1 protein-coding gene is annotated in these 24,043 nt (G+C 53.5%); it reads right to left on the bottom strand.

The window, feature by feature from the left end; translation table 11 throughout:
• Positions 1-23,238 carry a non-ribosomal peptide synthase/polyketide synthase gene (locus AB204_RS22095; RefSeq protein WP_047964781.1) on the bottom strand — a complete coding sequence of 7,746 codons (23,238 nt, stop codon included), beginning with the start codon at positions 23,236-23,238 and terminating at the stop codon, positions 1-3.
• Positions 23,239-24,043: the final 805 nt, after the last annotated feature.

Raw genomic sequence — 24,043 nt, 5'->3', positions numbered from 1 at the left:
CTATTGCTCTGCCGATGTCAGAATATCAATTTCCCCGATCCGCTGCTGAGGGTTAACCACCATGGCTTGTAATACAGTGAGCAAACAGTCAATGTGTCGTTCTATGGTCGATTGATCAAACAGGGCCGGGGCATAATTTATCGCCCCGACAATCGCGCCATTCTCCTCAAAAAACTCTATTTCGAGATCACAGTTGATAATATTTAAATCATGAATAACCGATGACACTGTCAGCCCCGGTAGTGTCCAGTCGGGATCTTCATAATCCTGCCAGGCAAACATCACCTGGAACAATGGTGTATGGTCTAGACGGCGTGACGGTTGCACAATTTCCACCACTTGCTCAAACGGCAAATCCTGATGTGCCTGTGCCCCTAACGTGGTTTGCCGGACTTGTGCCAGCAACTCCGCCACGGTCAGTTCACCCGAGGCTCTTGTGCGCAACGCTAGTGTATTCACGAAGAATCCAATTAAAGGCTCCACTTCCTGACGGCTGCGGCCAGAACTGGGGGTTCCGATAATGACATCTTCCTGACCGGACAAACGCGATAAGACCACCGTCCAGGCAGATAATAGTGTCATAAATAAGGTGACACTGTGCTGCGCACTCAGGCGTTTCAGGGCGGCCATTAATTCCACATCCAAATTGATGGGTAAAACCTGCCCGACAAACGACTGCTCAGGCGGGCGTGGCCGGTCTGTAGGCAAATCCAGCAGAGCCGGTACGTCAGCCAGCGTTGTGCGCCAATAGTCAGATTGCGCCTGCATACGTTCAGCGGAAAACCACTGGCGCTGCCAGGCGGCGTAATCCGGGTACTGGATCGCCAGCGCGGGTAAAGGATCAGGTTGTCCGGCCAGAAAAGCCGTATAGAGCATGTTCAGTTCATCTATCAGTACCTTCACTGACCAGCCATCGGAAATAATATGATGCTGGGTCAGCAAAAACTGATATTCGTTATCCGCCAGCCGGATAAGCATCGTTCGAACAAGCGGACCATGGCTGAGATCAAATGGCGCAGACACCTCCTCAGTGCGCAGTCGTTCCAACGCTGTTTCGGCATCCGGGCACTCTCGCAGGTCATGATGAACCAACGGCAATCCGCGGTCTGACGCCAGCAGGTGAACCTGAGGCTGACCGTCAACGGAAACAAAGACAGAGCGCAGCGCTTCATGGCGGGCAAATAACACATTCAGTGCCTGCTGCCAGGCTGCGATATCCAGTTGACCACGCAAATGCAACACGAGCGGCATATGATAGCGCTCACTAACGCCCTCAAACTGAGTCAGGGACCACAAGCGCTGTTGAACGAATGACAGCGGCAGTCCCTCCTCACGGGAGACGGGCATGATGGGGGGCAATGTGTTTTGTTGATCAAATGTGCTTTGTTGATCAAACCGGCTATGGAGTCTTTCAGCAAGGGCAGCCAAAGAAGGGGAACTAAACAGTTCACTCAGTGGCAATTCCATTCCTAAAGCGGCTATCCCGTTCATCACCCGCATCGCCAGCAATGAATGTCCGCCCAGCGCAAAGAAATTATCATGCCGGCTGATCGGTTCAGTTCCCAAGACTTCCCGCCAAATCGCTGCTAACGCGATTTCCATTTCCCCCTGCGGGGCTTCATAGGTTTGCCGGACAAAGGCGTCTCCATCCGGTGCTGGCAGTGCCCGGCGATCCAGTTTGCCGTTCGGGGTTTGTGGGAAGCTGTCCAGACGCACAAAAGCCGCTGGCACCATATAATCCGGCAAAACCGCGCTCAGGTGAGTACGCAGGTTATTGACCAGCGCTTCATCCGCTTCCGCCACGACATAGGCCACCAGCCGTTTACCCTGCCCGTCATCCAGTGCCAGCACGGCTGCCTCATGCACCGCTGGGTGTTCCAGCAAACGGGTTTCAATTTCCCCCAGCTCTATACGGAACCCACGAATTTTCACCTGATGGTCGTTACGGCCGAGGAATTCCAGATTGCCGTCTGGCTGGTAACGGGCCAGATCCCCCGTGCGATACATGCGAGCGTCAGATACCGGACTAAAGGGGTCGGGAATAAAACGTGCTTCACTTAATGTTGGTTGGTTCAGATAACCCCGCGCAACCCCCACGCCACCAATATAGATTTCCCCCACGCAGCCTAACGGTACGGGTTGCCCGTTGCTGTCCAGCAGATAAACGCGGGTATTTCTGAGTGGCCGGCCGATAGCGCGGTCATCATCTGGGGAGAGGATTTCCTGACAGGTGGCTGTGACGGTATTTTCCGTCGGACCATAGGCGTCTAATAACCGGGGACGATGACCTTCCTGTGCAAACCAGTCCTGAAGGGCTTTTTTCTGGACAGCCTCGCTGCCAATAATAATCAGTCTGAGCGCGTCAGGCAGCACTAATCCCTGCTCTCTGGCCGCCAGTTCAGACCAGAATAACGTGGGCAGGAACATCACCGTAATACGGTTCTTCCGGGCTAAGGCAATAAATTCCGGCATGGATGCCAGCCAGCTATCATCGCGAATGACCAGTGTGGCACCGCTACATAATGATGAAAAACATTCCTCGACGGAGACATCAAAGGCAAACGCCGCAAACTGCAACACCCGATCCTGCGCCGTCACGCCATAAAGTTCATTGACGCCCAGCGTACGTTGATAAATCGCCTGATGCTCCACCATTACTCCTTTCGGCTGTCCGGTGGAGCCGGAGGTATAAATCACATAGGCCAGATGTTGTGGCGTTAATGCTGAAACCTGTGGGTTACTGTCCGGTTGTTCAGGCTGCTTTGTCGGGTCAAGAACAGTCAACTCAGCCAGTACCTCATCACCCAATATGGACTGACCGACCCTATCCGCCACTACCACGGATGGAGTACTGTCACTCAGGATATAGGCCAGACGCTCTGCCGGATAGGTGATGTCCAGTGGCACATAGGCACCACCGGCTTTCAGTACTGCCAGAAGTGCGACTACCATGGCTGGTGAACGTGCCACACATATAGCGACCCGTTGCTCCGGCTCTACCCCCGACTCAATCAACTGATGCGCCAGCCGGTTAGCGCGGGCATTTAATTCGGCATAACTCAGGCGTTGTCCCTGATACTCCAGCGCCGTGGCCTCCGGGGTCTTTTGCGCCTGCTGTTCAAACAACTGATGAATACACAAGGCCTCAGGGTAGGCGGTTTCCGTCCCGTTCCAGATGTTCAGCAATAAGGTACGCTCCGCTTCCGGCAGGATTTCCAATGCCCGCACCAGCATCTCCGGGGTGTGCTCCAGCGCGTCGGCCAGACTTTCCAGCGCCTGCTGCATATAGCCGCATACCCGTTCCGGGTCAAACGGCAGCACCACACTTGCCGTCAATCCCAAGGCGTCACCAAAATCTTCCACCGACAGCCCAAAGGGATAGTTGGTTCGTCCCTCTCCGTCTAAAAACTCAATGCCTTCCAATGTTTCATCCGACGGCTCTGAGAAACTATTGTGCCGGTAATTCAGCAGGGCGCTAAAGAGGGGAGTGCCACGTTCAACCCCGCTACACTGCTGGGCCAGCGCCAGTGAAGCATGCTCATGGGCTAATAGTCCTGCCAGCCGGCGATGGGCGGCCTGTACACTGTCCCGTACCGGGGTGTCATCTATATCCAGCCGTAACGGCAAGGTATTGATAAACAATCCCATTCCGCCATCTGTTCCTTCTCCTCCCGTCATGCGCCCAAACAGCACGGTACCGAACACCACTTTTTCCTGTCCGCTGGTGCGCGACAACACCTGTGCCCAGGCCAGATGGCACAAGGCGGCCAGACTGACGCCAAAACGCCGAGCCTGATTGCGCAGACGGTCATTCAGCTCAGGTGCCAGCAGCCGGTAAAATTCCATTTCCTGAGAACCATCAAGATGGACCTCTGCCAGCCCGAACGGCAATGTTGGCTCCTCCACTTCCGCCAGCATCTCTGTAAAGAAACGGGTGTGGGCTTCCTGACCCACACCCAACCGGACCTGCGCCACCAGATTGCGGAACGGCACAGGCGCAGCCAGACTCGCCTCTTGTCCTGTCAGGTAGGCCTGAACTTCACGATGCATCACTTCCGCCGTTTCATTGTCGCCAATCATATGATGTTGCAATTCCAGCAAGAACCAGCGTCCATCCGTTTCCTGAGCAACCACAAAGTGCAGTAGCGGAGCCTGATTCAGGTCAAGACGATAATGGCCGGGATCAAAACGTCGGCTTAACTGGTTAATGACCGGGCCGTCAGTCGGATCCAGTGTCAGCTCTGTTACTGGCAAGGGGGCATGACGCCAGACGACCTGCACCGGCACGGACACGCCTTGCCAGACAAACGCGGTGCGTAAAATATCGTGACGCTCAACCACCCGTCGCATCGCCGCCAGATAACGATCCAGCAACAAACGGTCAGCAAACACTATCTGCCCGCTCATCAGGTACGTATCCCCTTCCCGTGACAGTATGTGGTGGAACAAAATACCGTCCTGCAACGGCGATAACGCGTAGATATCCTGAATATTCGCTACGCCACCCGGTACTTGTCCGACAATGAGGTCAATATCTGCCTGCGTTAAATCTACCAGCGGTAACATCGCCGGAGTCAGTTGTTTCGTCGCAGGGGTAATTACATTAGGCGGGATTTCGATGGTCTGATGCCCTCCCAACGTTTGTGCCAGATCAGACAGCACCGGCGACCGGAACAAATCCCGTACCCTCAGTGTTAATCCCAACTGACGCAGGCGTTCAATCATGCGCACTGCGAGCAATGAATGACCACCCAGCGCAAAGAAGCTGTCATGTCGGCTGACCTGTTCAATGCCCAGTAATTCCCCCCAAATTGCCGCCAGCGCCATTTCAGCTTCCCCCTGCGGGGTTTCATAGGCCTGCCGGGCAAAGGCATCTCCATCCGGTGCGGGTAGTGCCCGACGATCCAACTTACCGTTCCGGGTCAGTGGGAAAGCATCCAGTCTGACAAACGCTGACGGTATCATATATTCAGGTAAGCAAGCTGACAGATGCAAACGCAAATGGTGAGCAAGTTCTTCTTCTTTATCTGCGACCACATAAGCGACCAGACGTTTATCTCCCTCTTTGCTATAAGTGTCCACCAGTGACTCCCGAACGGACGGGTATTCCATCAGACGCGCTTCTATTTCTCCCGGCTCTATACGGAATCCCCGGATCTTCACCTGCTGATCATTACGTCCTATATAAACCACGTTACCATCCGGCAGATAACGGGCAAGGTCGCCTGTCCGATACATGCGGGCACCCGGGATCGCTGAGAACGGGTCATTCAGGAAACGCTCTGCACTCAGCTCCGGCCGGTTCAAATAACCACGCGCTATCCCTACACCACCGATATAAAGTTCACCTTCCACACCCAGCGGCACTGGCTGACCCTGTGCATCTAGCAGATAGATACGTGTATTGTTTATTGGACGGCCGATAGGGATCTCCTCCCCCTGATAATCTGGTGGACAATTCCATGCCATTACCGCAACGGTGGCTTCAGTTGGGCCATAAATATTAAAGGTGTTGTACCTGCCCGCTAACGATTGCAATAGTGCAGAACCCAGTGCTTCCCCTGCAAATATCAAGGTTAAATGAGTTTGTAACGGGGGAAGTTCATGGGCATTCTGAAGGACAGCGGGAGGTAAAGTCAGATGGGTAATACGATGTTCATCCAGATAATTCCACAAGGCATGCCTATCATAGCGTACATCATCTGACAGGATATGGAGGGCGGCACCCGCACCATAAGCCATCACAATATCCGCAACGCTGGCGTCAAAACTGATGGACGCAAATTGTAAAACCCGGCTATTCGGTTTAACACCTAAGCGGGCAATATGGTCGATTGCCAGATTTATTGCGCCACGATGTTCCACCATCACCCCTTTGGGCATACCAGTAGTCCCTGAGGTATAAATCACATAGGCCAGTTGTCCTGAATTCAGTGATAATACCTGAGGATTGCTGTCCGGTTGTGCCCAATCAGTATCCGGTTCTAATACCTTCAACCCCTTCAATGCGTCCTGACCCAAAGCAGTGCGCCCTATCGCATCTGCCACCACTATTGCAGGGGTTGCATCACTTAAAATATTACTCAGGCGTTCACCCGAATACGCAGGATCAAGCGGAACGTAAGCGCCTCCGGCCTTCAATATAGCCAACAACCCTATCATCATTGACGCAGAACGGGAGACGCAAAGCGCAACACATTGTTCCGGTATCACTCCCTGTGCAATAAGCTCATGAGCCAACCTGTTTGACCGCCTGTTCAATTCGGCATAACTCAGTGTTTCAGCCCCGCACACCAGTGCTGTTGCATTCGGTGCTCTTTGCACCTGTTGCTCAAACAACTGATGAATACACAACATCTCAGGATAAGGGGTTTCCGTCGCGTTCCAGGTTTCCAGCAACAACCTGCGCTCTGCTGGTGTCAGGATGTCAATTTCCCCGATCCGCTGTTGGGGGTTCGCTACCATGGCCTGCAACACAGTGTGCAAATAGTCAATGTGTCGTTCCATGGTTGTTTGATCAAACAGGGCCGTAGAATAATTTAAAGCACCTGCAATCCTGTCGCCCTCCTCAAACAGCCCCAGCTCGAGATCAAATTTGACAATCTCCATATCCTGATCAGCCGGTGATACGGTCAGTCCCGGCAGTGTCCAGTCGGTATGTTCATTGTTTTCCCAGGAAAACATCACCTGAAACAGGGGCGTATGAGCCAGCTGGCGTAGTGGTTGTGCAATTTCCACCACCTGCTCAAACGGCAAATCCTGATGCGCCTGTGCCGCTAACGCGGTTTGCCGGACCTGCGACAGTAATTCTGCCACCATCAGCTCACCCGAAACCCCCGTGCGCAACGCCAGTGTATTGACAAAGAAGCCAATCAGAGACTCCACTTCCTGACGGCTGCGGCCTGAACTGGGGGTTCCGATAATGACATCCTCCTGACCGGATAAACGCGATAAAACTACTGCCCAGGCGGAGAACAGCGTCATAAATAAGGTGACACCATGCTGCGCACTCAAACGTTTTAGCGCGGCCGTTAGCTCCGCATCCAAATTGATGGGCAAAATCTGCCCGACAAACGACTGCTCAGACGGACGGGGCCGATCTGTAGGCAAATCCAGCAAAACGGGGGCGTCAGCTAGTGTTGTACGCCAATAATCAGATTGCACCTGAATACGTTCAGCGGAGAGCCACTGACGCTGCCAGACCGCATAATCAGGATACTGGATCGCCAATGGTGGCAAAGGATCCGGTTGCCCGGCCAGAAAAGCACTATAGAGCGTGTTCAGTTCATCTATCAGCACATTGACCGACCAGCCATCGGAAACAATATGATGCTGGGTCAGCAAAAACTGATATTCGTTATCCGCCAGCCGGATAAGCACCGCCCGGATAAGTGGATCATGGCTGAGTTCAAATGGTGCCGACATTTCCTCAGCACACAATTGTTCCAGTACTGCTTCGGCATTCGGGTGTTCACGCAGGTCATGCTGAACCAATGGCAATCCTTGGTCTGCCGCCAGCAGGCGAACCTGAGGCTGACCATCTACAGCAATGAAGACAGAGCGCAGCGCTTCATGGCGGGCAAATAACGCATTCAGTGCCTGCTGCCAAACCGCGATATCCAGTTGACCGCGCAAACGCAACGCAATGGGAATATGATACGTTTCACTGGCACCTTCAAACTGAGCCAAGAACCATAAGCGCTGTTGAGCGAATGACAGCGGCAGTATCCCCTCATGGGAGACGGGCATGATGGGGGGCAACACGCTACCTTGTTGATCAAACCGGGCCTGAACCGCCTCGGCAAGAGCAATCAAAGAAGGGGAGTTAAACAGCGTACTCAGCGGCAATTCTCCCCCTAAAACTGCGATCCGGTTCATGACCCGCACCGCCAGCAATGAATGGCCGCCCAAGGCAAAGAAATTATCATGCCGGCTGATCTGCTCAATGCCCAGTAATTCACCCCAAATCGCCGCTAACGCAATCTCTATTTCTCCCCGCGGGGCTTCATAGGTTTGCCGGGCAAAGGCGTCTCCGTCCGGTGCCGGCAATGCCCGGCGATCCAGTTTGCCGTTCGGGGTTTGTGGGAAGCTGTCCAGACGCATAAAGGCCGCCGGCACCATATAATCCGGCAAAACCGCGCTCAGGTGAGTACGCAGGTTGTTGACCAGCGTCTCATCGGCTTCCGCCACGACATAGGCCACCAGCCGTTTACCCTGCCCGTCATCCAGTGCCAGCACGACCGCCTCATGCACTGCCGGATGTTCCAGCAACCGAGTTTCAATTTCTCCCGGTTCAATACGGAAACCCCGAATTTTCACCTGCTGATCATTGCGGCCCAGAAATTCCAGACTACCATCCGGCAGGTAACGGGCCAGATCCCCGGTGCGGTACATCCGGGCACCCGATATTGGGCTAAAGGGGTCAAGAATAAAACGAGCTTCACTTAAGGACGGCTGGTTCAGATAACCCCGCGCAACCCCCACGCCACCAATGTAGATTTCCCCCACACAGCCTAACGGTACGGGTTGCCCGTTGCTGTCCAGCAGGTAAACGCGGGTATTTCTGAGTGGCCGGCCGATAGCGCGGTCATCGTCTGGGGAAAGAACTTCCTGACAGGTGGCCGTGACGGTATTTTCTGTCGGACCATAGGCGTTTAATAACCGGGGACGATGGCCCTCCTGTGCAAACCAGTCCTGAAGGGCTTTTTTCTGGACCGCCTCGCTGCCAATGATAACCAGCCTGAGCGCGTCAGGCAGTGCTAATCCCTGCTCTCTGGCTGCCAGTTCAGCCCAGAATAATGTCGGCAGGAACATCACCGTAATACGGTTTTTCCGGGCTAAGGCAATAAATTCCGGCATGGACGCCAGCCAGCTATCATCGCGGATCACCAGCGTAGCACCGTGACATAATGAGGAGAAACATTCCTCGACGGAGACATCAAAGGCAAACGCCGCAAACTGCAATACCCGATCCTGCGCCGTCACGCCATAAAGTTCATTGACGCCCAGCGTACGCTGATAAATCGCCTGATGCTCTACCATTACCCCTTTCGGCTGACCGGTAGAGCCGGAGGTATAAATCACATAGGCCAGATGCTGTGGTGTTAATGCCAGAACCTGCGGGTTGCTGTCCGGTTGATCCGGCTGCATCGTCGGGTCAAGAACGATCAACTCAGCCAGTACCTCGTCATCCAATATGGACTGTCCGGTATCATCCGCCAATATTACGGATGGAGTGCTGTCGTTGAGGATATACGCCAGCCGCTCTGCCGGGTAGGTGATATCCAGCGGCACATAAGCACCACCGGCTTTCAGTACCGCCAGCAATGACACCACCATGATCGGTGAGCGTGTCACACAAATAGCGGCCCGTTGCTCCGGTTTTACTCCTAACTCAATCAACTGATGCGCCAGCCGGTTAGCACGGGCATTTAATTCGGCATAACTCAGGCATTGTCCCTGATACTCCAGTGCCGTGACTTCCGGGGTCTTCTGTGCCTGCTGTTCAAACAACTGATGAATACACAAGGCCTCAGGATAGGGGGTCTCCGTCACATTCCAGGTTTCCAGCAACAATCTGCGCTCTGCCGGTGTCAGGATATCAATTTCCCCGATCCGCTGTTGGGCGTTCGCTACCATGGCCTGCAATACAGTGTGCAAATAATCAATGTGTCGTTCCATGGTCGTTTGATTAAACAACGCGGTGGAATAACTTAAATCACCTGCAATCTTGCCATTCTCCTCAAACAGATCCAGTTCGAGATCAAATTTGACAATCTCCATATCCTGATCGGCTGGTGACACGGTCAGCCCCGGTAGTGTCCAGTCCGTCGGTTCATTGTTCTCCCAGGAAAACATTACCTGAAACAGGGGCGTATGGGACAGCCGGCGCGACAGTTGTACTATTTCCACCACCTGCTCAAACGGTAAATCCTGATGCGCCTGTGCCCCTAACGCGGTTTGCCGGACCTGCGCCAGCAATTCAGCCACCGTCAGCTCACCCGAAACCCCCGTGCGCAATGCCAGTGTATTGACAAAGAAGCCAATCAAAGATTCTACTTCCTGACGGCTGCGGCCGGCACTGGGAGTTCCGATAATGACATCTTCCTGACCGGATAAACGCGATAAGACCACTGCCCAGGCGGAGAACAGCGTCATAAATAAGGTGACACCGTGCTGTTCACTCAGGCGTTTCAGCGCGGCCGTTAATTCCGTGTCCAAATTGACCGGTAAAACCTGTCCGGCAAACGACTGCTCAGAAGGACGGGGCCGGTCTGTAGGCAAATCCAGCAAAACGGGGGCATCAGCCAGTGTCGTGCGCCAATAATCAGATTGCACCCGAATACGCTCAGCAGAGAGCCATTGACGCTGCCAGACCGCATAATCTGGATACTGGATCGCCAGTGGTGGCAAAGGATCTGGTTGCCCGGCCAGAAAAGCGCTATAAAGCGTGTTCAGTTCATCTATCAGCACATTGACCGACCAGCCATCGGAAACAATATGATGCTGGGTCAGCAAAAACTGATATTCATTATCCGCCAGCCGGATAAGCACTGCCCGGATAAGCGGGTCACGGCTGAGTTCAAATGGCGCAGATATTTCCTCAGCGCACAGTTGTTCCAGTACTGCTTCAGCATCCGGGTGTTCACGCAGGTCATGCTGAACCAATGGCAACCCGTGATCTGCCGCCAGCAGGTGAGCCTGAGGCTGACCATCAACGGAAACAAAGACAGAACGCAGCGCTTCATGGCGGGCAAATAGCGCATTCAGTGCCTGCGTCAAGATTTCTTCATCCAGTTGACCGCGCAAACGCAACACAATGGGGATATGATACGTCTCACTGACACCTTCAAACTGAGTCAGGAACCACAAACGCTGTTGAGCGAACGACAGTGGCAGTATTCCCTCACGGGAGACGGGCATGATGGGAGGTAATGCGCTTTGTTGATCAAACCGGCTATGGAATTTTTCAGCAAAGGCAGCCAAAGAAGGGGAATTAAACAGCGTACTCAGTGGCAATTCTCCCCCTAAAACTGCGATCCGGTTCATGACCCGCACCGCCAGCAATGAATGGCCGCCCAGCGCAAAGAAATTATCATGCCGGCTGATCAATTCAATCCCTAAGACTTCCCGCCAAATCGCTGCCAACGCGATTTCTATTTCTCCCTGCGGGGCTTCATAGGTTTGACGGGCAAATGCCTTACTATCCGGTGCCGGCAGTGCCCGGCGATCCAGTTTGCCGTTCGGGGTCTGCGGGAAGCTGTCCAGACGCACAAAGGCCGCCGGCACCATATAATCCGGCAAAACTGCATTCAGGTGAGTGCGCAGGTTGTTGACCAGCGTCTCATCGGCTTCCGCTACGACATAGGCCACCAGCCGTTTACCCTGTCCGTCATCCAGTGCCAGCACAACCGCCTCATGCACTGCCGGATGTTCCAGCAACCGGGTTTCAATTTCTCCCGGTTCTATACGGAAACCGCGAATTTTCACCTGCTGGTCATTACGGCCGAGGAATTCCAGACTACCGTCCGGCAGGTAACGGGCCACATCCCCCGTGCGGTACATCCGGGCACCCGATACGGGGCTGAAGGGATCGGGGATAAAACGTGCTTCACTTAAAACTGGCTGGTTCAGATAACCCCGCGCGACTCCCACACCGCCAATGTAGATTTCTCCCACACAGCCTAACGGTACGGGTTGTCCGTTATTGTCCAGCAGGTAAAGGCGGGTATTTCTGAGTGGCCGGCCGATGGAACGATCATCGCCTGGGGAGAAGACTTCCTGACAGGTGGCCGTAACGGTATTTTCTGTCGGGCCATAGGCGTTTAATAACCGGGGGTGATAACCTTTCTGTGCAAACCAATCCTGAAGGGCTTTTTTCTGGACGGCCTCGCTGCCAATAATAATCAGTCTGAGCGCGTCAGGCAGTGCTAACCCCTGCTCTCTGGCTGCCAGTTCAGACCAGAATAACGTGGGCAGGAACATCACTGTAATACGGCTTTCCCGGGCTAAGGCAATAAATTCCGGCATGGATGCCAGCCAGCTATCATCGCGAATGACCAGCGTGGCACCATGACATAATGCGGAGAAGCACTCCTCGACCGAGACATCAAAGGCAAACGCCGCAAACTGCAATACCCGGTCCTGCGCCGTCACGCCATAAAGTTCATTCACTCCCAGCGTACGTTGATAAATCGCCTGATGCTCCACCATCACCCCTTTTGGCTGACCGGTGGAGCCGGAGGTATAAATCACATAGGCCAGATGTTGTGGCGTTAATGCCAGAACCTGCGGATTGCTGTCCGGTTGATCCGGCAGCATTGTCGGGTCAAGAATGGTCAACTCAGCCAGCACCTCGTCGCCCAATATGGACTGCCCGGTGTCATCCGCCAGTATTACAGCTGGGGCGCTGTCACTCAGGATATAGGCCAGACGCTCTGCCGGGTAGGTGATATCCAGCGGCACATAAGCACCACCGGCTTTCAGTACCGCCAGCAATGACACCACCATGATCGGTGAGCGTGTCACACAAATAGCGACCCGTTGCTCCGGCTCTACCCCCGACTCAATCAACTGATGCGCCAGCCGGTTAGCACGGGCATTTAATTCGGCATAACTCAGGCGTTGTCCCTGATACTCCAGTGCCGTGGCTTCCGGAGTCTTTTGCGCCTGCTGTTCAAATAACTGATGAATACACAAGGCCTCAGGATAGACGGCCTCCGTTCCATTCCAGATGTTTAACAATAAGGTACGTTCCGCTGCCGGCAGGATTTCCAATGCCCGCACCGGCATCTCCGGGGTGTGCTCCAGCGCGTCCGCCAGACTTTCCAGCGCCTGCTGCATATAGCCACAGACCTGTTCAGGATCAAACGGCTGCACCACATTCGCCGTCAATCCTAATGTCACACCGTCATCCTCCACCGACAATCCAAAGGGATAGTTGGTTCGTTCCTGTACTTCTAAAAATTCAAAACCGTCCAATGTATTATCTAGCGGATCTGAAGGACTATTGTGCCGATAGTTTAACAAGGCACTAAAGAGGGGGGTGCCGCGTTCAACGCCGCTACACTGTTGAGCCAGCGCCAGTGAAGCATGCTCATGGGCTAATAATCCTGCCAGCCGGCGATGGGCGGCCTGTACGCTGTCCCGTACCGGGGTGTCATCCATATCCAGTCGTAACGGCAGGGTATTGATAAACAATCCCATTCCGCCCTCTGTCCCTTCGCCTCCCGTCATGCGCCCGAACAGCACGGTGCCGAACACCACTTTTTCCTGTCCGCTGGTGCGCGACAACACCTGTGCCCAAGCCAGATGGCACAAGGCCGCCAGACTCACCCCCTGCTGCCGGGCCTGATTGCGCAAACGGTCATTCAGCTCGGGGGCCAGCAGCCGGTAAGATTCCGTTTCCTGCGCCCCATCATGGTAGACCTCCGCCAGCCCGAACGGCAGTGTGGGTTCCTCCACCTCCGCCAGCATTTCGGTAAAGAAACGGGTATGGGCTTCCTGACTCACGCCCAACCGGACCTGCGCCACCAGATTGCGGAACGGCACAGGTACAGGCAAGTTCTCTTCCTGACCCGTCAGGTAGGCCAGCACTTCACGGTGCATTACTTCCAGCGTTTCATGGTCACCAATCAGGTGATGCTGTAATTGCAGAACAATCCAACGGCCATCCGCTTCCTGTGCCACCACAAAGCGCAATAACGGCGCGTCACTCAGATCAAGACGATATTGATTGATGTTAAAACGTTCATCCAGTTGCCTGCTGACTGGCCCATCTGCCGGGTCCAGTGTCAGTTCCGTCACTGATAAGGGGGCATGACGCCAGACGACCTGTACCGGAACAGATACGCCTTGCCAAATAAACGCGGTACGTAAAATATCATGGCGGTCAACCACCCGTTGTATTGCCGCCAGATAACGATCCAGCAAAGACCGGTCAGCAAATGCCATCTGATCAGCCAACAGATACGGATCGCCGTCCTGTGCCAGTAAGTGGTGGAACAAAATACCGTCCTGTAATGGGGATAAGGCGTAGATATCCTGAATATTCGCCACCCCGCCCGGTACTTGTCTGACAATGTGGTCAATATCCGCCTGCGTTAAATCCACCAGCGGCAACATTTCCGGGGTCAGTTGCTGCGTTTCGGGGGTAATCACATTCGGCGGGACTTCGACGGCCTGATGCCGTCCCAACATTTGTGCCAGATCGGACAACACCGGCGACCGGAACAGATCCCGCGCCGTTAGTGCCAACCCCTGCTGACGCAGGCGCTCAATCATGCGCACCGCGAGCAATGAATGACCACCCAGCGCAAAGAAGTTATCATGGCGGCTGATCGGCTCAATGCCCAGTAATTCCCCCCAAATCGCCGCCAACGTCATTTCGGTTTCCCCCTGCGGGGCCGCATAGATCTGACGGGCAAACGCCTCACTGTCCGGTGCCGGCAGCGCACGACGATCCAGCTTACCATTTGGTGTTAATGGAAGCGCATCCAGACGTACAAAAGCGGCCGGCACCATGTAATCTGGCAAAAGGGCGCTCAGGTGGGCACGCAGACTGTTCGCCAGCCCTTCATCCGTTTCCGCCGCCTTCGTTTCTGTGACCAGCGTTTCTGTGACCAAATAGGCCACCAGCCGCTTGTCCTGTCCTTCTCCCTGCGCCAACACCACCGATTCACGTACCGTCGGGTGCTCTGCCAACCGGGCTTCAATTTCCCCCGGTTCAATACGGAAGCCACGGATTTTCACCTGCTGATCATTACGGCCGAGGAATTCCAGATTGCCGTCCGGCCGGTAACGGGCTAAATCCCCGGTACGGTACAGACACGCACCCGGGTTATCACTGAACGGATCAATAAGGAAATGTTCGGCGGTTAATTCAGGACGGTTCAGGTAACCCCGCGCCACGCCCACTCCACCAATATACAGTTCACCCACTGCCCCCAGAGGCACTGGCTGACGATGGGCATCCAGCAAGTAAACTTGGGTATTCGCCGTTGGACGCCCGATAGGCACTCTGGTATCGGTATAGTCTGACGGACAACGCCAGGTCGTGGCACAAACCGTTATCTCTGTCGGGCCATAAGCATTGAACAGGGTTACCCGTCCACACAGGGCCTGGAGTAACGCCGTACTGGGCGCTTCGCCTCCCAATATCAGGGTGGGTTTGACCGTTAACGCTGGTACATCCGTCCCGTCATGAAGCAAAGCCGGGGTTAAACAGGCATGCGTTATCGCCTGTGTTTCCAGATAATGCCATAAATAGATCGGGTTCTGACGAACACTGTCTGCGGGAATATCCAGTGTGGCACCACTGCACAGTGACATCATAATTTCCCAGACACTGGCATCAAAGCCCAATGAAGCAAACTGCAACACCCGGCTATCAGCGCCAATAGCGAATTGCGTGATTTTATCTTGGATAAGGTTGACCAACCCACGATGTTCTACCATCACCCCTTTCGGCATTCCGGTTGAACCTGAGGTGTAAATCACATAAGCCAGATGCCGTGAAGTCAATACCGGTATCTGCGGGTTGTTGTCCGGCTGGTCAAATTGGGTATTCGGATCGAGTACTTGCCGTTCTGCCAATGCTTGCTCATCCAATGCGGTTCGTCCGATATTATCTGCCAGCACAATAGCCGGTGCAGCATCCCTCAGATTGTATGCCAGACGCTCTCCCGGATAAGCCGGGTCCAGTGGTACATAGGCGCCACCCGTTTTTAAGACGGCCAGCAACCCGACCACCATGGCCGGTGATCGTGACACGCAAATGGCGACTCGTTGCTCCGGCTCTACGCCCAGTGCAATTAACTGATGAGCCAGCCGGTTAGCCCGGGCATTTAATTCAGCATAACTGAGCAATTGGTTTTCATAGACCAGTGCGGTGGCCTGCGGCGTTTTCTCCATCTGCTGTTCAAACAACTGATGAATACACAACGCCTCAGGGTAGGCGGCTTCCGTTGCATTCCAGGTTCTTAGCAACAGCGTGCATTCTGCTTCCGGCAGGATCTCCAACTGCCGTACCGGTGTTTCCGGAGCCTGTTCCAGCGCATCCACCAGACTTTCCAGTGCCTGCTGCATATAGCCGCATACTCGCGCCGGCTCAAACGGCTGAACGACCTGAGCCGTCAATCCCAGCGCCTCACCAAAATCTTCCACTGACAGCACAAAGGGGTAGTTGGTTCGTTCCTGTCCGTCTAATAACTCAATCCCCTCCAGCGTTTCATCCAACTGATTCGATCGATCATTATGCCGATAGTTCAACAGGGCACTAAAGAGGGGGATACCACGTTCAACGCCACTACACTGCTGGGCCAGCGCCAGTGAAGCGTGTTCATGGGTTAATAATCCCGCCAGTCGGCGATGGGCGGCCTGTACGCTGTCCTGTACCGGGGTGTCATCCATATCCAGCCGCAACGGCAGGGTATTGATAAATAACCCCATTCCACTGCCTGCCCCTTCTCCTGCGGCCATGCGCCCGAACAGCACGGTGCCGAACACCACTTTTTCCTGTCCGCTGGTGCGCGACAGCACCTGTGCCCAGGCCAGATGACACAAGGCGGCCAGACTGACACCAAAACGCCGTGCCTGACTGCGCAGGCGGTCATTCAATTCAGGTGCCAGCATCCGATGAGATTCTGTCATCTGTGAGCCATCGCGATGCACCTCCGTCAAACCAAACGGCAGCGTCGGCTCTTCCACCTCCGCTAACATCTCGGTAAAGAAACGGGTGTGAGCTTCCTGACTCACGCCCAACCGGACCTGCGCCACCAGATTGCGGAACGGCACAGGTACAGCTAAATTTTTCTCCTGTCCCGTCAGGTAGGCCTGCACTTCACGGTGCATCACTTCCACCGTTTCATGGTCGCCAATCAGGTGATGCAGTAATTGCAGGACAATCCAACGGCCATCCGCTTCCTGCGCCACCACAAAACGCAATAACGGTGCGGCGCTCAGGTTAAGACGATAATGACTGACGTTAAAACGTTCCGCCAATTGACGGCTGACTGGCCCATCTGCCGGGTCCAGTGTCAGTTCCGTCACTGATAAAGAGGCTTGACGCCAGACGACCTGTACCGGCACGGACACGCCTTGCCAGATAAACGCTGTCCGTAAAATATCGTGCCGCTCAATGATCCGTTGCATCGCCGTCAGATAGCGATCCAGTAAAGACCGGTCAGCAAACGCCATCTGCTCGGTCAACAGATACGGGTCCCCTTCGTGTGCCAGTAAATGGTGAAACAAAATACCGTCCTGCAATGGCGATAAGGCATAAATATCCTGAATATTCGCCATCCCATCCGGTACTTGTCTGACAATGTGGTCAATATCCGCCTGCGTTAAATCCACCAGCGGCAACATTGCCGGGATCAGTCGTTGCGTTTCGGGGGTAATCACATTCGGCGGGATTTCTATGGCCTGATGTTGCCCCAATGTTTGCGCCAGATCGGACAACACCGGCGACCGGAACAAATCCCGCGCCGTTAGTGCCACCCCCTGCTGACGCAGGCGCTCAATCATGCGCACCGCGAGCAATGAATGCCCCCCCAGCGCAAAGAAGCTGTCATGGCGGCTGATCGGCTCGATGCCCAGTAATTCACTCCAAATCGCCGCCAGTGCCATTTCAGTTTCCCCCTGCGGGGCCGCATAGATCTGACGGGCAAACGCCTCACTATCCGGTGCCGGTAGCGCCCGGCGATCTAACTTACCGTTCGGCGTCAGTGGAAACTCGTCCAGACGCACAAAGGCCGCCGGCACCATATAATCCGGCAAATCCGCACTCAGATGGGTACGCAGGCTGTTGACCAATTCTTCATCCACATCTGCCACAACATAGGCCACCAGCCGTTTGTTCCCCCCATCACCCAGCACCAACACTGCTGTCTCACGCACCGCCGGGTGCTCTGCCAGCCGGATTTCAATTTCCCCCGGTTCAATACGGAAGCCACGAATTTTCACCTGCTGATCATTACGACCCAGAAATTCCAGATTACCGTCCGGCAGGTAACGGGCTAAATCCCCAGTGCGATACAGGCGCGCGTCCGGGGTATCACTGAACGGATCAATAAGGAAACGTTCGGCAGTTAACTCAGGACGGTTCAGATAGCCACAGGCCACCCCGTCTCCCCCAACATAAATTTCACCAGTCGCCCCCAACGGCACGGGCTGACCATGACTATCCAGCAGATAAACCCGTGTATTAGCAATTGGCCGACCAATGGGGAGCCGGATCATGCCCTGTGCCAACGCTTCAACGGGGTATATCGTCGTAAAGGTGGTGCCTTCTGTCGGGCCATAGGCCTGCAAAAGTTGTTGTGGCGGACGATGTTTCAGAACCTGGGCAATAACCGGTAAATCGGGGATATCTCCGCCAAAAATCAGTGTTTTTATCTGCGGCAGCACCGGGGAGAGTTCTACAGCCAGTCGGTTAAACAGCCCGATTGTCAGCCACAGCACCGTGATACGGTGATTTTGTAAAGCCCTGACCAGCTCCACCGGCGTCAATAACATGGCGTGATCAATCACCACCAGCGCCCCCCCGTTAAGCAACGGTGCCCAGACTTCAAAGGTGCTGGCATCAAAAGCCGGGTTAGCGGTAAAGGCCACCCGATCATCCGGTTCGATGGCCGAATAACCATTATTGATGACCAGCCGAACCACGGCACGGTGCGGCACCAGAACGCCTTTCGGTGTTCCGGTAGAGCCAGAGGTGTACATGATATAGGCTAATTCCGTGCCGGCACGCGGTAAGTCAAGGTTAATACTATTTTTTTGCTCACTGGTTGGCTCGCCAGCCGTCTTGTTCTCATCGGAAAGACGAAACAGGGGGACAACCAGATCAGCCGGAATATCTGTCTGTGTATCGGTGAGTAACAATTTGGCGGAACAGTCATTGATCAGCCAGTTTTTCCGCTCATCCGGCACACTGGGATCAAGGGGTACGTAAACTGCACCGGCTTTAAGCACAGCCAGTTGAGCCACCACCAACACTATGGCGCGTTCGAACAGCAGCACAATATGATCGCCGGGGCAGACGCCTTGTCCGATTAGCTGACGAGCGAGCTGATTAGCCCGTGTATTCAGCTCCCTGTAGCTCAGGGTTTTATCTCCCGCTATCAAGGCTGTCGCCTGCGGGGTTTTCTCCGCTTGCTGTTCAAACAACTGGTGAATACACAACGACTCAGGATAAGGCGTTTCCGTTGTGTTCCAAGTGGTTAACAATAAGGTACGCTCTGCTTCCGGCAGAATATCCAATACCCGAACCGGCATATCCGGGGTGTGTTCCAGCGCATTAACCAGACTTTCCAGTGCCTGCTGCATATAGCCGTACACACGCTCCGGTTCAACTGGTTGAGCAACCTGAACCGTCAATCCCAGCGCCTCACCAAAATCATCCACTGACAGCACAAAGGGGTAGTTGGTCCGCTCCTGTTCGCTGACAAACTCAATCCCGCTTATCAGCTCCTCTGACATGGCAGATACGGCATTATGCCGATAGTTCAACAGGGCACTAAAGAGGGGAGTACCACGGTCAACACCACTACACTGCTGGGCCAGCGCCAGTGAAGCGTGTTCATGGGCCAGTAATCCCGCCAGCCGGCGATGGGTAGCCTGCACACTGTTCCGTACCGGCGTGTCATCCATATCCAGCCGCAACGGCAAGGTATTGATAAACAGCCCCACCCCGCTGTCAGCCCCTTCTCCCGCGGCCATACGCCCAAACAGCACGGTGCCGAACACCACTTTTTCCTGTCCGCTGGTGCGCGACAACACCTGTGCCCAAGCCAGATGACACAAGGCGGCCAGACTAACGCCCAAACGCCGTGCCTGACTGCGCAGGCGGTCATTCAACTCAGATGCCAACATCTGGTGGAATTCCGTCACCTGCGAGCCATCATGATGTACCTCCGTCAAACCAAACGGCAGCGTCGGCTCTTCCACCTCTGCTAACAGCTCGGTAAAGAAACGGGTATGGGCTTCCTGACTCACGCCCAACCGGGCCTGTGCCACCAGATTGCGGAATGGCACAGGCGCAGACAGGTTTTTTTCTTGCCCTGCCAGATATGCCTGCACTTCACGGTGCATCACGTCCAACGTGGTGTGGTCACCAATCAGATGATGCAATAGTTGCAGCAGGTGCCAACGGCCATCCGTTTCCTGAGCAATCACAAAATGCAATAGTGGTGGCTGGCTCAGATCAAGACGATAATAGCGCGGATCAAAACGCTGGCTTAACTGATCAATGACCGGACCATCAGCGGGGTTCAGCACCAGCTCTGTCACTGACAAGGAAGCATGACGACAGACGACCTGTACCGGCACGGACACGCCTTGCCAGATAAATGCCGTCCGTAAAATATCGTGCCGTTCGACTATCCGTTGCATCGCCGCCAGATAACGATCCAGTAAGGACCTATCAGCAAAAGCCATCTGGCTGGTTAACAAATACGGATCGCCTTCCCGTGCCAATAAGTGGTGGAACAAAATACCGTCCTGCAATGGCGATAAGGCGTAGATATCCTGAATATTCTCCACCCCGCCCGATACCTGTTCAACAATGTGGTCAATATCCGCCTGCGTTAAATCCACCAGCGGCAACATCGCCGGTGTTAGTTGCTGTGTCGCGGGGGTAATTACATTTGGTGGGACTTCAATAGCCCGGTGCTGCCCCAATGTTTTCACCAAATCAGATAACACGGGCGACCGGAATAAATCACTCGCCGCCAGCATCAACCCCTGATGACGCAGGCACTCAATCATGCGCATCGCGAGCAGAGAGTGACCACCCAATGCAAAGAAACTATCATGGCGGCTAATTTGCTTAATGCCCAACAACTCACCCCAGACTGCCGCCAGTATCGTTTCCTCTCTCCCTTGCGGGGCTTCATAAGCCTGCCGGATAAACGCTTCTTCGTCCGGAGCCGGTAATGCCCGGCGATCCAGTTTGCCGTTCGGGGTCTGTGGGAAGCTGTCCAGACGCATAAAGGCGGCCGGCACCATATAATCCGGCAAAAGAGCACTCAGATGAGTACACAGGCTATTTACCCACTCTTTTACCCACTCTTGATTCTCTTCCGCCGCCACAGTTTCCGCCACGATATAGGCCACCAGTCGCTTACTTTGCCCGTCATCCAGTGCCAGCACGGCTGCCTGATTCACTGCCGGATGCTCCAGCAAGCGGGTTTCAATTTCTCCCAATTCGACACGGAAACCGCGAATTTTCACCTGTTGGTCATTACGGCCGAGAAATTCCAGATTGCCGTCCGGCAGGTAACGGGCCACATCTCCGGTACGATACATCCGGGCACCCGATACGGGGCTAAAAGGGTCGGAGATAAAACGTTCTTCACTTAAAACTGGCTGGTTCAGATACCCCCGCGCAACCCCCACGCCACCAATATAGATTTCCCCTGTGCAGCCTAACGGTACGGGTTGCCCGTTTTTGTCCAATAAGTAAATGCGGGTATTTTTGAGTGGCCGGCCGATGGAACGATCATCGTCTGAGGAGAAAACTTCCTGACAGGTGGCCGTGACGGTATTTTCTGTCGGGCCATAGGCGTTTAATAACCGGGGGCGGTGGCTTTCCTGTGGAAACCAGTCCTGAAGGGCTTTTTTCTGGACGGCCTCACTACCAATAATAATCAGCCTGAGCGCGTCAGGCAGCGCTAAACCCGGATCTCTGGCGGCCAGTTCAGACCAGAATAACGTGGGCAGGAACATCACCGTGATGCGGTTTTCCCGGGCTAAGGCTATAAATTCTGTCATTGACTCCAGCCAGCTATCATCGCGGATGACCAGCGTGGCACCATGACATAATGAAGAGAAACACTCCTCGACGGAGACATCAAAGGCAAACGCCGCAAACTGCAATACCCGATCCTGCGCCGTCACGCCATAAAGTTCATTGACGCCCAGCGTACGCTGATAAATCGCCTGATGTTCCACCATTACCCCTTTCGGCTGACCGGTAGAGCCAGAGGTATAAATCACATAGGCCAGATGTTGTGGCGTTAACGCCGAAACCTGTGGGTTACTGTCCGGCTGATCCGACTGAATCGTCGGATCAAGAACGGTCAACTCAGCCAGTATCTCGTCACCCAATATGGACTGTCCGGTGTCATCCGCCAATATTACGGATGGGGCGCTGTCGTTGAGGATATAGGCCAGACGCTCAACCGGATAGGTGATATCCAGTGGCACATAAGCACCACCCGCTTTCAGTACCGCCAGCAATGACACCATCATAGCCGGTGAGCGAACCACGCAGATGGCGACCCGTTGCTCCGGTTCAATTCCCTGCTCAATTAATTGATGGGCCAACCGGTTAGCGCGGGCATTTAATTCGGCATAACTCAGGTGTTGTCCCCGATACTCCAGCGCTATCGCCTCTGGGGTCTTTTGTACCTGCTGCTCAAACAACTGATGAACGCACAAGGCTTCAGGATAACGGGTTTCAACCGGGTTCCAGATTTCCAGTAACAATGTCCGTTCCGCCTCCGGCAACAAATTAAGCTGCCCGATGGAGATGCCATCACCTCTCCCTTTTGATAACAGCAACATCTGTAAATGTTCATCCATTCGCGCAATCACTTCCGCACTCAGGCGATTTTCATCATAGATCCAACGGAAACCGCCCTGCTCATTTATCTGAAGTGTCAGCAATTCACCAGACGCTTTCTGATCACACTGTCTGTCATCTTGTATCACCGAAACAGCGATAGGCCACGGATGGCGGGTGCTTAATTCAGGGATGGCATGCAGTAAAGGAGAATCGGAAAGGAGGTCATAACTAAATGTCTGGTGTTGCGTCAACCGGACAAGTTCATCATCAACCGCGTGAGCCACCTCATGCCACGGCTTATCCAATACCACTTCAATGTCCATGGGGACCACTGATGCCATATTTGTCCGGTTATCGTTTGATGCCACACACCAACCGATTTGGAATGTAGACTGCTGAGTCAGACGCGCAAGATAGATAACAAATGTCTGCAACAATATTCGCCATGGCTCCTCTTGACCATTTTTGGGAGACGGGGACTGCCAACGGCTTATTGCCCAACGGGGTTCTGCAATCTTATGGGGAATGTCGAAAGGTAACTGAATGGGTTGCAAAGCGGCAAGACGCTGATACCAAAATAGCTCACTGGGTGTGAGTGATTGAAGAGTATTTATCCCAGAAAGTGCTTCCCCGTTAAGAATATTTCCCGCTGTAGCAATGCTATCTTTCATTTATTACCTCACCTCGACGAATCTGTTAGTTGTTTGAAAATGATCAGACTTTGGAATCATCAAAAATATTTTTTCTTACTTTTTGTTCATTTGATTGGAGAGAAATACAGCTAATACATAAGGCATTGAACAAGATATTTAGGCAGTACTTTTTATCAGGCTTTAAATACAACAGCCCGATGAATAGTGATAAAGTTAACGTTATGGAGTAATAATGTTGTTAACAATGAGTTAAATGATTAGCCGGATAAATCGGAATAGGATATTCTATTTTTGTTAACTCCATTTACTATCCTCATATTTATTTTCCCTAATCCAAGACACGTGTTTAAAATGATTTAACTTATAATAAATCAAATCATTTAATTAGTTTACACTCCAGAGTATTAAAATATATAAAACCAATAAAAATAGCATTACACTCAACCGTGCAATAATATATAGGTGGAGAAAAAATAGGTAACGCACCTTAATATCAATTAATAATATTATTATCTCATTGATTCAATAACTGGATAAAAATGATGGCACGTTACGACATTCCTGATAAAGATAAGTTTACTGCGGAATTCGCCCGACCAGGCCGTTCTTCGCTGTTTGGCTGCCTGACTGTTTTTAATACTGATCTCTTGTTTAATCACATTTTTCCGCCCTCAAAGGTAATGAACTCACATACCAGCGTGAATCACGGTGGATTTCATCTTTCACTCAGCGCAGCCACATTGTATTTTTTATTACAGAATCACCATCAGAGAAAAACTCCATCGTATTCTAAGCGTTAGTAATGAATACCAAAATAATTAAT

The sequence above is a fragment of the Xenorhabdus khoisanae genome (assembly GCF_001037465.1).
Lineage (GTDB): Bacteria > Pseudomonadota > Gammaproteobacteria > Enterobacterales > Enterobacteriaceae > Xenorhabdus > Xenorhabdus khoisanae.
This window is presented reverse-complemented; position numbering and strand designations above follow the sequence as displayed.